Origin of the sequence: Flavipsychrobacter sp. (assembly GCA_041392855.1) — a bacterium.
GTDB lineage: Bacteria > Bacteroidota > Bacteroidia > Chitinophagales > Chitinophagaceae > UBA5543.
On the sequence record JAWKLD010000001.1, the window covers coordinates 2,040,878 to 2,053,393 of the forward strand.

12 protein-coding genes are annotated in these 12,516 nt (G+C 40.1%); 5 read left to right on the forward strand and 7 right to left on the reverse strand.

What is annotated here, in order from left to right; translation table 11 throughout:
- Window positions 1-80 precede the first annotated feature (80 nt).
- A complete protein-coding gene (locus R2800_09410; GenBank protein ID MEZ5017255.1) occupies window positions 81-1,361 on the reverse strand; it encodes a DUF6538 domain-containing protein in 1,281 nt (426 codons plus the stop codon).
- 301 nt (window positions 1,362-1,662) lie between these two features.
- Entirely contained in the window at window positions 1,663-1,842 is a 180-nt protein-coding gene (locus tag R2800_09415; protein MEZ5017256.1) for a hypothetical protein, read from the reverse strand.
- 260 nt (window positions 1,843-2,102) lie between these two features.
- Here R2800_09415 and R2800_09420 point away from each other — a divergent pair, with 260 nt between their 5' ends.
- The 4 genes from R2800_09420 (at window position 2,103) to R2800_09435 (ending at window position 5,307) form a co-directional block, all read left to right on the forward strand.
- Window positions 2,103-2,300, forward strand: coding sequence for a helix-turn-helix domain-containing protein (locus R2800_09420; protein MEZ5017257.1), 198 nt, complete (start codon window positions 2,103-2,105; stop codon window positions 2,298-2,300).
- Between the two features lie 36 nt (window positions 2,301-2,336).
- Window positions 2,337-3,245 carry a hypothetical protein gene (locus tag R2800_09425; protein MEZ5017258.1) on the forward strand — a complete coding sequence of 303 codons (909 nt, stop codon included), beginning with the start codon at window positions 2,337-2,339 and terminating at the stop codon, window positions 3,243-3,245.
- 471 nt (window positions 3,246-3,716) lie between these two features.
- On the forward strand, window positions 3,717-4,112 hold the full coding sequence (locus tag R2800_09430) for a hypothetical protein (GenBank protein MEZ5017259.1): 396 nt from the start codon (window positions 3,717-3,719) through the stop codon (window positions 4,110-4,112).
- Between the two features lie 277 nt (window positions 4,113-4,389).
- The gene (locus tag R2800_09435; GenBank protein ID MEZ5017260.1) at window positions 4,390-5,307 is read left to right on the forward strand and encodes a zincin-like metallopeptidase domain-containing protein; all 918 of its coding nucleotides are present in this window, start codon (window positions 4,390-4,392) and stop codon (window positions 5,305-5,307) included.
- 36 nt (window positions 5,308-5,343) lie between these two features.
- On the opposite strand, the gene R2800_09440 is transcribed toward R2800_09435, so the two are convergent.
- From R2800_09440 to R2800_09460, 5 genes are all read right to left on the reverse strand, one after another.
- Window positions 5,344-5,724, reverse strand: a complete 381-nt coding sequence (locus tag R2800_09440; protein ID MEZ5017261.1) for a hypothetical protein — start codon at window positions 5,722-5,724, stop codon at window positions 5,344-5,346.
- On the reverse strand, window positions 5,708-8,455 hold the full coding sequence (gene mobF, locus R2800_09445; protein MEZ5017262.1) for a MobF family relaxase: 2,748 nt from the start codon (window positions 8,453-8,455) through the stop codon (window positions 5,708-5,710). Before mobF ends, R2800_09440 begins: the two co-directional genes overlap by 17 nt.
- Before the next feature lie 227 nt (window positions 8,456-8,682).
- Window positions 8,683-9,456, reverse strand: a complete 774-nt coding sequence (locus tag R2800_09450; GenBank protein ID MEZ5017263.1) for a hypothetical protein — start codon at window positions 9,454-9,456, stop codon at window positions 8,683-8,685.
- 18 nt (window positions 9,457-9,474) lie between these two features.
- Window positions 9,475-10,854 (reverse strand): TraM recognition domain-containing protein, encoded by a 1,380-nt coding sequence (locus R2800_09455; protein ID MEZ5017264.1) that lies wholly within the window; start codon window positions 10,852-10,854, stop codon window positions 9,475-9,477.
- A gap of 103 nt (window positions 10,855-10,957) precedes the next feature.
- Complete coding sequence (locus R2800_09460; GenBank protein MEZ5017265.1) at window positions 10,958-11,173, reverse strand: hypothetical protein; 216 nt, start codon at window positions 11,171-11,173, stop codon at window positions 10,958-10,960.
- Window positions 11,174-11,420: 247 nt separating this feature from the next.
- On the opposite strand from R2800_09460, the gene R2800_09465 reads away from it, so the two are divergent.
- Window positions 11,421-12,503 carry a hypothetical protein gene (locus R2800_09465; GenBank protein ID MEZ5017266.1) on the forward strand — a complete coding sequence of 361 codons (1,083 nt, stop codon included), beginning with the start codon at window positions 11,421-11,423 and terminating at the stop codon, window positions 12,501-12,503.
- The last annotated feature ends 13 nt before the right edge of the window (window positions 12,504-12,516 follow it).

The window sequence follows — 12,516 nt, forward strand, 5'->3', positions numbered from 1 at the left end:
GTTTCTCATTTTCTTCAAATCACTTTAAGCGCTTGTTCTAACTGGTTGTATGGACAAGATTAATAACAACAACCTTCAGGTTATGAAGAATAGTGACAAGCTGCCTTCAATATCCACTCCTTTTTTTGATTTAAAGTCGCACCGTCACCATATTTAGGACGGTGAAACTTATGACCCATTAATTCTGCCTGGACACGATCCGGTGCATTGGCAGCTAATAGCCTGTCCTGAAAGCTATGACGTAAAGAATACAGTGAATGGTTTTCTGATGGCAATAAACCATGATGACGAAGAAATTTGTTCAATAGAGCGGTAAGGCTGTCTGTTTTATCTCTATATCTGGTGAACCCATTAGGTAGATGTTCAAAAGCTTTTACAGCATTACCGAATAGCGGAATTTCACGCTCACTGTGAGGTGTTTTTAGTTCACGTTCCTTTCTGTCCTTGATACTGATATGAGGAATGTCGTGTTTGAGATTAATATCAGTTGGCAACAAACCTGTTAACTCTGATGGTCTAGCGCCTGTTTCAGCCGCAACGAACAAGAACCATTTGGCTTGGTCATTTAGCAATTCAAGTTTAGGACTTTGCAGTATTGTACGGATTTGCTCAGTAGTTAATGGAAGCCGCGTTTGTTTGTGCCTTGTCTTAATTTTAATTTTTTTAAACAGGTGAGTGATATCTAACCCTAATTTCAGGTTGTCAGATACGGTTTCAAAAATCACCTTCAGGTGAATAAAGTCTTTATTTGCTGTAGTCGGATTCATATTCTCTTTATCAATCCGTTTAAGCCACCAGTCTCTGAAAGCAAGCATATCTTCACGTGTAATCGTTACAAGCTCTTTATTGCCACTTGCTTTGACAAAGTTGGCTATAGCCCTTTTACGAGGATTTTCCCATTTTCTCACTTTATCTAAAGGCTTATTAAGTATTTTATCTTTTGACAGTTCCCAATACTTCTTAAGTGCCTCCTTAACAGTTAACACTGGCTGGGGCTTCGCACCTAGTACAGCTTCTATTTGTGGCAGCGAAGCATCTTTCAGAGCCAAAATTCGCTCAACAAGCTCAACTATTGGCAGGTTAGCTACTACCGACATAGGTTCGTATGAAAAGCCTAACTGACGTGCTATCCTGACGGTCTTAGTGAAGCGAATATTATCATGACGAACTTGACCCTTAACCAGTTCTTGCCAATAGGCTTCAATCTGATCGTTTAAGACTACTGCACGTTTCGCTGCAATAGCCTTACTGTCTGTTTTAAGAGATACCCTGATATTCTCTCGTGGGTCAAACTCACGCATTTCCTCCGGAACACGGCGATTGTAATAGTAGTAGCCGCGTATTTTAATCAACCTCAACATGCGTCACCTATTTAGTGTGATAAAACAGGTGACGATTTATAACGAGCCGAAAAACGATTCGTTGATTTAAACAGAAAATGTGTTTGTTTTTAAGAAGATATATGCCAGTTAATAAGCAATAAACTGGCGGACAGAGGGACATTTGCATTGTAGCTCCTAATTCCGCAATTGTGGTTTATTTTTCAGTACTTCAAGAGGTGTTTAATTGTCGCCGTGTAGAAAATTATTTTTCATTTCGTGTGACAAATACCATCTCTATTAAAGCAAAAGTGCTTCAAGTTGTCAACAAATTTTTATTATACTACTCGGCCAATTGAGACGCAATCTCTAATAAATTCTTTTGAGCTTTACGCACTTCAATCTCTTCATGCATCCTTTTAAATATTGGCAGATACTTTTCTCCATGCTGTTTTACTATCCCAGCAATTATTAGATACGCCGATTGCAGCTTTTCGTCAGTTACAGGTTTTTTAATCGTCATGACTTTCCTCCGGTTTTTGCAGAAGTCTATAACGATTCGTTTCCCGCTGTGAAAACTACTTTCAAGAATTTAACTCGACTAGGTAATAATACGTAGATCAATCTTGATTAAGCAGGGCTGGGACATTATCGGGTATTAATTGTGATAATATTTCCGTTTTTTATTTGACAGCACATATTGATTTCGCATATCAAGCACTCCGTTTGTCCAACCCACAAATCATAAGAAACATCAGTTATTAATCATAGAAAGGATTTCCAATGAATATCCCAAACCACGACCCATTATTTAACCGAAAAGAAGCGGCTCGATATATTAACTATTCTTACGGCACGTTAGCCGTATGGGATAGTACAAAGCGATACGACCTTAAGCCAATCAAAATCGGGCGTAGTGTACGTTATCGAAGATCATGTCTTGACGCATTTCTGGAAGAGCGTCGCTTAAACGCATTCTAAATATTTCAATCACAATTTACTTCTAGGAATAGCACAATGGATATTGCACATGCTAAATCTATACCCATGCGCAAAATATTTGCCGTATGGGGTATAAAACCAAACCCTATTCTACATGGTTTGGATTTATACACATCACCCTTCGACTGCGAGCAGAAAACAAAGCTGGTCGTTAATCCCAAAACAAACACATGGTATGACCCTGTATCAAACACAAAAGGTGATACAATTAAGTTGGTCTGTCTATATCTCCAAAGCCAGGACGTTAATCATACCGTTATGGATGCATTGCGTTGGCTAAAAAACATGGTTGGTTTTAATTATCCGACAATTGAATTGCCGCCTGGCATGCCACGATATGAAAGAAAAGATGGATGCTTTGTCGTAAAAGACAAATCATATTTATCCGAACCTGTATTAATCCGGTATTTGGAAGAAAACCGTTGTATTCCATTCAGGGTAGCTCGCCATATACTCCAGCAGGTAAGGGTACTTAATCGTGAGACTGGAAGAAGCTTTATTGCCATTGGGTTTGAGAATGAAGATGGTGGTTTCGCAATACGAAATCCCAAAATCAAAGCCCATCTTGGCAATCGTGCTATCAGTTTTATCAGGGGCCGTGTACCAAAGCCTTCGGGCATCCATGTTTTCAAAGACGTTTACGATTATCTCTCTGCCATCATTATCAGAGAAGGGAAGTCATTTACTGAAGACGCAATCATTCTTAATAGCTATGACTGTTTAAAAGACATGACTGGGTATATCCGTAATTACGGCTACGAATACTTGCATTCATGGCTCGGGAATAATGAAATCGGAATACAAGCAACAAATTCTCTGGATCAATTCTGCAAAACTGAACAATTAAAACACCACGCGCAGAATACGGACTATGCATCCTTTAATGACATGAACGCAAAACTTATTGCACGACTCCGCAACTAACAATCAAAAGTCAAACGAAAGGCACTCAATTGAGACACGGAAGCTTGTTTTCCGGTGGCGGAGGTTTTGACCTTGCTGCTGAAAAAATGGGATGGGAAAACGTATTTCATTGTGAAAAGGATACGTTTTGCCAAACCATACTGAAACACTACTGGCCAAAAGCAAACTCACACCATGATATAGGAGAATTTGATGCGAGACACTACAAAGGGCAAATTGACATCCTTACAGGAGGTTTCCCTTGCCAACCATTTAGTGCAGCCGGGAAGCGACAAGGCACGTCAGATGACCGCTATCTCTGGCCAGAAATGTATCGAATTATTAGAGAAGTCAAACCCAGATGGGTTGTTTGTGAGAACGTTTACGGCCTTATTAGTTGGAACGATGGACTGGTATTCGACACGGTGCAATCTGACTTGGAAGCTGAAGGCTACAAAGTTGCAGCGTATGTATTGCCAGCTTCAGGTGTCAATGCACCGCATCAAAGATACAGGGTGTGGATTGTCGGACTCAATTCTGAATATGCCCCCACAAGGCAAACGAAAGCTTATTCCAACTCCAACAGCTTTCGATGGAAACGCACCAGGCTTTGCAGCAAGGCTCCGAAAAGACGAAAATGCAGACAATGCCACCAAATTGACGGCTTATGTACTTCACAACTGGAAGAAACTATTACCTACACCAATTGCAAGCGACTGCAACTACAAAAGACAAACTGCCAATTGGCGGGGAGACGACCTCGGTTCAAAAGTACAAATGCTCGTTGGCAAGACTGGCCTACTGAACCCCCGCTTTGTGGGGGAGATGATGGGCTTCCCGCCCGACTGGACAATATTACCATTCCAAAATGGAGAACTCAATCAATAAGGATGTTTGGTAATGCCATTGTGCCTGAAATAGCTTTGCAGCTTTTCAAAACAATTGAAAGATTTGAGCGAATGCATTGCTAATGCTTTCTATCAAAGATGCGGTCAATGGTTTCAGTACAGGTGATTAACCGAAGCCGTTCCCGTCACCAACTATTATTTTCCTCTCCCGCCTGCGGCGGCATTCACCGCGACACAAAATAACAGCCGGCTTGGTCACTAGTCCTTCGGTTGTGCCATCACCTGTAACCATTAACCTTAATAGAAAGGCAATACCAATGAAACACATCTCTGAATCCGTTCCAACCGTTATTGACAATGCAAAAACCGATGTTCACCAAAGAGTGACAAATACTATTATTAAATATCTTGAGAATGGTGTTACTCCTTGGATTAAACCTTGGAAGTCGGGTAACGACACCTTCAAATTGCCCAAAAATCTTGTAAGTGATAAGTCTTACAACGGAATTAATACCCTGTTACTTTGGGGAGCTGCACATGAGCATGAATACACCTCCAATGTCTGGGGTAGCTTTAAACAATGGAAGTCTAAAAATGAGCAAATAAAAAAGGGTGAGCGCGGTACAACTGTTTTGTACTATGACTTCATCGAAAAAGAGGATGATAATGGTGAAGTTGTCAAAGTGCCTTTCATCAAGACTTATGTGGTTTTCAATAAATGTCAGTTGGCAAGTTATGAGCCTGATGAAGTAATTATTGAAGAACAACCGCCACTTGTTCAAAGAATTGACCAAGCTGAAAATTTTGTAGCTAATACCAAAGCCGTTATTAAACACAAGGGAACGAAGGCATGTTACAAGTTATCGTCAGATGAAATTTACATGCCAAAGAAATCCTTGTTTTTTGACACAGAACATAGCACTGCAACAGAGAACTATTATAGTACTCTTGGTCATGAATTAATTCATTGGTCAGGACATGAGAGCCGAATTAACCGTGAATTCGGTAAACGCTTTGGGGACAAAGCCTATGCCGCCGAAGAACTCGTGGCAGAATTTGGAGCAAGCTTCTTATGTGCGGAACTTAATATCAGTCGTGAGCCAAGAAAGGATCACGCCGATTATATAGGTCACTGGATGCAGGCATTGAAAAGCAATAAATATCTTTTAGCGAATGCTGCAAATACTGCATCTCGTTCAGTTGCATATCTCAAATCTCTGCAACCAACATCATAATTAATAATAGAGGGTTGGTATTTCCAACCCTCTATTTTATTGAACTTCTGTAACAACAATGTTATTGACAATACTCTTACTCTTGGTAACAGAATTATATCGCTCATCACTGTAGCAAATTAGTCTGGCGGTTTGGTTCATCAAACTATAAAATATGTCGGCAAGATTATTACCTTCCAAAAGCACTGTATGGGTTGTAAATCCAATTGTTATTTTATTGGTATCCGGTTGGTATGAGCATGTGACCAGATAATTATACCCAAAAAATACATAGCTATCATCAGGCAGACCGAAGCAAATATTTCGTGCATATCCTGATTCAGGATATGTTTCCGTTGGCGAAACAGTTTCAGGTGATGCGGATGAAGGGTTATTCTCCAACATCCTGTCAAACTTGGCATTAAAGTCTCGGTTCATAATCCCTGTCTTCAAACCTTGCCCTTCTTACAGGCTGTTTAACGAATTGTTTTTTAGGTATCTGTTTTTTATTTACTTCATCACGTAGTAAATACTGAATTGCATCACCATGTTGTTTACTATGTATAGCTATTTCAATTGCAGATTGCCTTTCGCTTATCCTACCAACATGGTTTAAAAGGCCCTCTTTGTCGTCTGTATAAAATGTAACACTTTCCTTAGCCCTGGAGGCAGAAACATAGAACTGCTTATCATTTGTAGCTTCAAAGGTCGTTGCAGGCTGTGCAATAAACACTCTGTCAACTGTCTTGCCTTGTGATGCGTGAGAGGTCAGACAATGAGCATGGGCAACATGACCAAAGGTAGGAGACAATGAATATTTACATTTACTAACCGGATTGCGCAGTTCTACTTTCCCGTTCTTATCAATATTGACCACTTCCATAAGCTGCCCATTATTCAGCTTTGTCTTGCGTTCGTCATACCCATTCCGGGTAATCCTTATTGTGTCACCCTTTGCTATAGCTAAAGGCTGCATTTCATAAACTTCGTAATGTTTGGCTTTATTCAATGGTAATGAAGCGGTCTGTCCTCTATTACCTTTCAGGCTAATGTATTGTTCAGCAACTCCTGTAACCATCCATTTACTGGCTTTGGTCAGTGTTCCGGTCACTTTCTGATTAAACTGAACAACATGCCCTTTCTGCAAATTGCGCCAGTCTGCTTTCTCTGCCTCGGTTAGGTTGAGGTTTGCCAGCTTTGTTATCTGGCGTTCCTTGTTACCAATCATTTTTTCTTGTCTTAAAGCGTTGCGTATTTCTCTTGTGACTATCTCCCCCTGTTTATGGGTAGGGGAAATAACAAGTGCTTTCTTTCCAGCTTTAAGGGATTGCACGTAGTCTTTGACTAGTTCCCGATAGGGGGATTGTTCGTCCATTTGCTTGATAAAGCCAATGCCGTCAAGTTGCCGAAAACCACTTTCAACATCGCCTTTTGAAATATGTTCTACAGCCGTCCGATATTGGTATTTCTTTTGACGATATATTTTACTTACCTCGGCAACAGGAATCTTTGCTACTGTATTCAGGATGCGTAAAGCATCCCCTCTCACAACACTCGCATGTTGCCGTGTATCGCCCCCAAGTATCAGTCTTGCATGTTGCTTCTCGGCAAGCTCCAGCAATTCACGCATATCTTTTGTGCCTAGCAATCCTGCTTCATCTACCCAAATGACATTGTATTTTAGCTTGTGATGCTCTTTTTTATTTTGCAATAACGAGGCAACCGTTTCCGCATTGGAAAAACCTTCGCTCCTTAATACGCCTCTTGAAGCTTCCGAGGTAGGGGCAACCGTGAACACCTGCTTGCCCGATTTTTGGATATGCTTCACCGCTTCCTGCATTAAAGTAGTCTTTCCGGTTCCTGCACCACCACGAATAATATTCACCCTGTTACTGCTGGTCAGGAGAAAGGAAACTGCATCTGCTTGTTGACCCTTCAAATCAAGGGCAGGGCATGCCTTATACATGGGGGTTACTGCATCCAATCCACGCCGCGCAAGCTTGACCATTCGTTTTTCCTCTGACAGCACTTCTTTTGTCGTGCATTTAACGACACCTGCTTCAGTAATCTTTATAAGCTGCTTAGCCGTTTTAACTCCTCTAACAATATCTTCAGCTTTAGAAAAACGGCTGCCTATGCCATGCTTTAAAGCCGCTTCCAACAGCTTTCGTTCCGGTACAACTGAGGCTCGCTCAAAACTATGGTTCAGGCTATAGGTTACACATTTATCTGGTGTAATGACATCTTTAGCGGTTGGTGATCCATAGCGTATATCTGGCTTATCCGGTTCATGTCTAATGCCATGCTCCGATATTTGCTTACGCCAATGTTCTTTCAGGGTTGTCATCGTCAGACCTTTTTGCTTCTTGCATCGGGTTTTTGCACCCAATTCAGCCAGTTCTTTAGAATTAGTGATACCCTTTTCTTTTGCGACCTGTCCGATTTCATTCGTTCTTTTCGAGAACAATTCAATCGCTTTTTTAGGCACTCCTTCTAATTCAAACGAGTTTTTAGTTCGTTCTATACCATACCCTAAATCCATTAGTTTATCTGAAAGCAGCTTGTGAAAGAGGGACTGGTAATAAGGCATATTCCTGTTTATTTCCCTGAATTGCGCTGCCTTGATTTTATCTTCCATTGCATCGTAAGTGGCGTTGAAAGTAAAACAATGAGCATGTAAATGTGGGTCGGGGAGGCTCTCTCCGGCAGGCCTTGCAGTCTGATGAATAAACTCTGCCCATATCAATTCGCCTGTCATTCTGTCTGTATCTGCACCACCAACTCTAACTCTGGTCATAGCATCCATTTCCATCACCTGCATGGTTTTGTTGACGCACTCGGAGAATGCTTTGAGTATATGGTCGTCTTTTGAAAGGGCATGGATAATGGATACCGATTTAGGACAATGGAAGTTTATATCGTACCCAACCGTTCTATCTTCCTTTGTTACTTGGGTGAGCTTATTTCCGGTCTGAGGATTAATGTTTTCACATAGGTTAAAGAAAGCAGTTTTGTTGACGTCCGCTTTCAGGTTTAACCTTTCTGCGAATTTTCCCCTGAATACTCCTTTCAGTTCCTGGTCGTTAATATAGTAATCGGATTTAATCAGCGCGTCCGAGAAATACGATTTCGCGGACGCTGCTGATGTATTAGGAATCATCCGTATCATGGATGGAGGTTTTAGGTGATAAAAATTGTGTTTAGGATTTTTTCTAATGAATGTGGCGATAAAGAATGTCTGTTAAAGATGATAGGGATTTATAGGTTTTGTTTTCAGGATTGGGTTATAGGGGCTGTTTGGCGATCAGGGTTAGGGGCTGTGTCCCGCTGTTTTCTTATGTTAACTGTTTTCTTGCTTTTTTCTATCAGACATCTTCCCGCTTCCGTGTAAAGTGGTTAAAACGCATAGCTGGTTTCGTCGGAATCATCGTCTTTCTGGTTCATGCCATTGGCAATAATTTTGCCCAATTCTTTATCATCCGGTCTGTCGGTATAAAACTGAACACCACGTTTTGCCACAGTATCTTCATCCCCTTCATAATATTTTGTAGTGGCTTCTGAAACAATTTTTTCATCAATGATATCCCAAATCAGGTTGTCACCGATATGATATGCAGCCATATAACTGAGGCAATACATGATTGAACAGAATGCGAGTAGGATACCCAAGATGCTATGGAAGAAGAGCAGCAGGATACCCACGATAAAAAAGGGAAGGGGTTCGATCCAGATGGTCATCACCCTGCTATTGGGTGTTTTCCCATTAATGGTGAACTTCTCGAAAAAGTCTCTTCTGACACCAGCACTCAAGCTGAACCACCTATGGTCATACCACCCACCTTTAACTTTGAGTTCCCTGTATCTTTTCCAACTAAAGAACAGAAAAGTAAATAGGTAGCCATACCAAAGCGGGTTATCAGTCAGTACATAGTAGAGCATGTCAAGGTCAAAATAGAGACCACTTTGCAGGAAAGGGATAAAGGCCAGCAGGCTGAATACTGACAAAGCGGCAGCCAAACTAAAATACCTGTGCCCGAAATCTGTCCTGATAAATACCTCAATGAGCAGTCTCGGATAGGAGCATAGATGAAATACCAACCCCAAAATTGAGTCTTTAATAAGATTGAAGCGTCTGAACGTTGCGCGGTAATAAAGGTTTTGTTTTTTCATTGTTATTTGTTTTTATGATTAAGAATTAATGTCTGTATATGGATGTATATTTTGATGAAAACCTACCTTCCGGTAGTTAAAACCATTGCTGAATGTTTTGCCCTGAATAACCACATAAGCTTCACAGATGAAATCATTGAGTGGCCCTCCGGTTTTCAGTCTTGAAAAAGTTTCTTTTCGTACCATAGATTCCAGCTTGACCGATGTGCCTTTGCTTACACTGAATTGTTGTCCTAAATTGACATTTCGGGAATGGTCATGCTGGTAGGCTTCACCAATAAGTTCACTGGCATAAGCGTTAGTTTCTGCATCCGAATTGGCATGGAATATCTTAGTTGAAAGGGTTCCTAAAAATGCTTTGACTTTGTAAGTTGACTTTTCGCCACCCATATTTGCGAAAAAGTTTGGCAAATTTTGGGTGAGATAGACAGTAGCAACTCTGGAGCTTCTGGCTGTAGCCTGAAATTCTGCATCATGTTCATGCAAGAAATGCTGCGCTTCATCTGCCCAAAGAAATACGGGTCGGTCGTATATTTTTACATTACGTTGCTCCATTGCCCTTTGCCATATGTATTTGAACAATATTTGCGCATCTTGCCCCGCTTTGTGATATTGCTTTACTGGAAGGTTGAGAATAATTACCTTGCCGTTTAGACAATCTTCCGGTGTGACAGTAGAACTATACCTGGCAAGTAATGAGTATATAGGATCACGTAATATGCGTTGTAAAAATGAGGTGAGACAGAACTCTATAATAGCTCTTGTTTTTTCTCCTATGCTATAAAAGCTCTCCATAAAAAAATTATTGAGCATTTTAAGGTCGCGGTATCCATGTATGGACTCTTCTAGCAAACTTTCGTAGACATCCTCAGGCAATGACTGAATATATGCTGCATCATGTTGACAGTTCCATTCACTAATTGCTTTCTTCATCCTGTCCTTTACAATGGTTACAGCTTTTTGATACGCAGTCGGTTCATTTATATCGTATTCATTCACATTAGGTGTGAGAGGTCGTTTAGGGGCAGACTGCGCTATATCAAATAATAGTTGAATAGTCGCCTTGTCGTATGCAAGCAAACAAAGTGTAATCACATTGTTCATAAATAGGTCTAAGGATTGTTCCCAAAAAGCATCATCGCTCCGTCCACCTGCTTTTTCCTCGGCAGCACGAATTACAGTCCTCAACACTTCATGGATATTATCAGTGTAGGATACTCCATTCCTGAGCTTGCTTTCGTATTCAAGAAAATTGAACACATATTTGTTTTGCCCTGGCTCAATAACGATAACGTCTTTCTCTCTTCCAGTTGTTTTAGCGTAATCAAGCCATGTGTCTTTTTCGTCAGGCTTAACTGTTAGAATAAGCCCTCCAAATCCGTGAAGTAGGTACTTCATAGCCAAAAGCCTACCCGAACCAGAGGTTTTGCCGGAACCTACCCCGCCCATTATCAATACCGATTCACAAGCCGTTCTGACGCTAATACTTGAACGTTCGGTTTCACCTGCGAACCGCAGTAATTCGGTATCTAAATCCCACGTTTGTAGTGGTGGCAGTTGGTGTTGTGAAATATCTATCTGTTTCATCGTTTATAATTGGTGGTTCGTCATTCCAGTAATAAATTGTTTCCGGTGCGGTTATTTCAGCTTGTGCCAGGTACTCAAATCGGGAGGCCCAATATTCCCTGGCTAATTGCTCTTTTTCATCCTGTGTCATGGTGCCATGTGTTTGTTATTGCAAATATCTGGGAGTGTCTTCGCAGAAGTGGATCAGGTCACCTGACAAAATGGTTGGATATGTATTAATGTGGGTTTATTTGTGAAATAGTAGCTGTTTTAAGAGCCTAATTGGGCGATAAACACTATCTTTTTTTGCAACTGCTAGTAATTGATAAGCTGTTGTTTGAAATGCACTTAAAATTTATCATTTTACAGAGAAATAATATGCCTTAACGCTTTGATGTATGGAAGACAACACTGTAGAGTATGTCAACCCTGTTTTATTATTGCTCATAAGAGAGACTTTTCGATTTGAGATTGGCTTGCTTTATCAGAAGGTGACAGAAAATGCTATTTGCAGATATTTGAAACTGAAACGTCCTGTTGATTTAGGAGCATTACTTATCGAGTTAGAAGATGAAGACCTTGAGATAAAAACTATATGTGACAAAAAAGGAATTCAAAGCTTTTTGAGAAACGTTTATTATGTTCCAGATAAAGTTAATTTCAGCAAGTACTGGCTTGACCAAATTGCGAGGTCTTTATTTGTTCTCGGAGAATACAAAGATTGGGATGATTTTGTTAAAAGTAACGAACAGTTAACGGAGAAAAAATATGGTGACGACATAAAAATTCAAGACCTAAACGAACTACATCCGCGTGAACGCCTGAACTTGTCAATGATTGCGCAAAGTATGCTTCTTAGAAAATATCATCATTCACTATTATCAGGAAGGTTGTCAGGCAAAACATATAACATGATTATCATAAATGATGATTCTGTGGTCAGGACAATCGAGCACGATGAGTTGGAAGTGTTACAAAAATATGTTGAAGAAAAGAATGTATTTCATGAAAAATATGTACTTGAAAACAGGGAAGAGTTATTTCATAAAAACAGCAACATATATGTGCTGTTTAAAGACGTTTACGACTATAGGGCTGTATGCTCTATCCTTCCCATAACAAACGATACATTACTTGATTTATGGAATGGTAAAAAATTTGAAGATGAACTTGGTTATTTTGACATTTATCCTGACAGTCAAAAATCAGGTATTAAAACAATATTTATTACTGAGTTTATGTGTGCTAACACCCACCACTTCGAATATCTTATACAACAATTGTCAAGAATTATTCGTACTCTTTTTGATATAACAGTAGATGAGTGCGATATCTATTTGAGGGTAGATATAAATATGACCCGAATTCTACAGCATTCCAGCTTTATGTATCAATATAATATGGATAAATCTATGGAAGCTTATGGACTGAAGTTCTGGGTTAGTTCTTATAAGTCATTGGAAAAAGACAATAATGAATAAGTAAATAATTCTT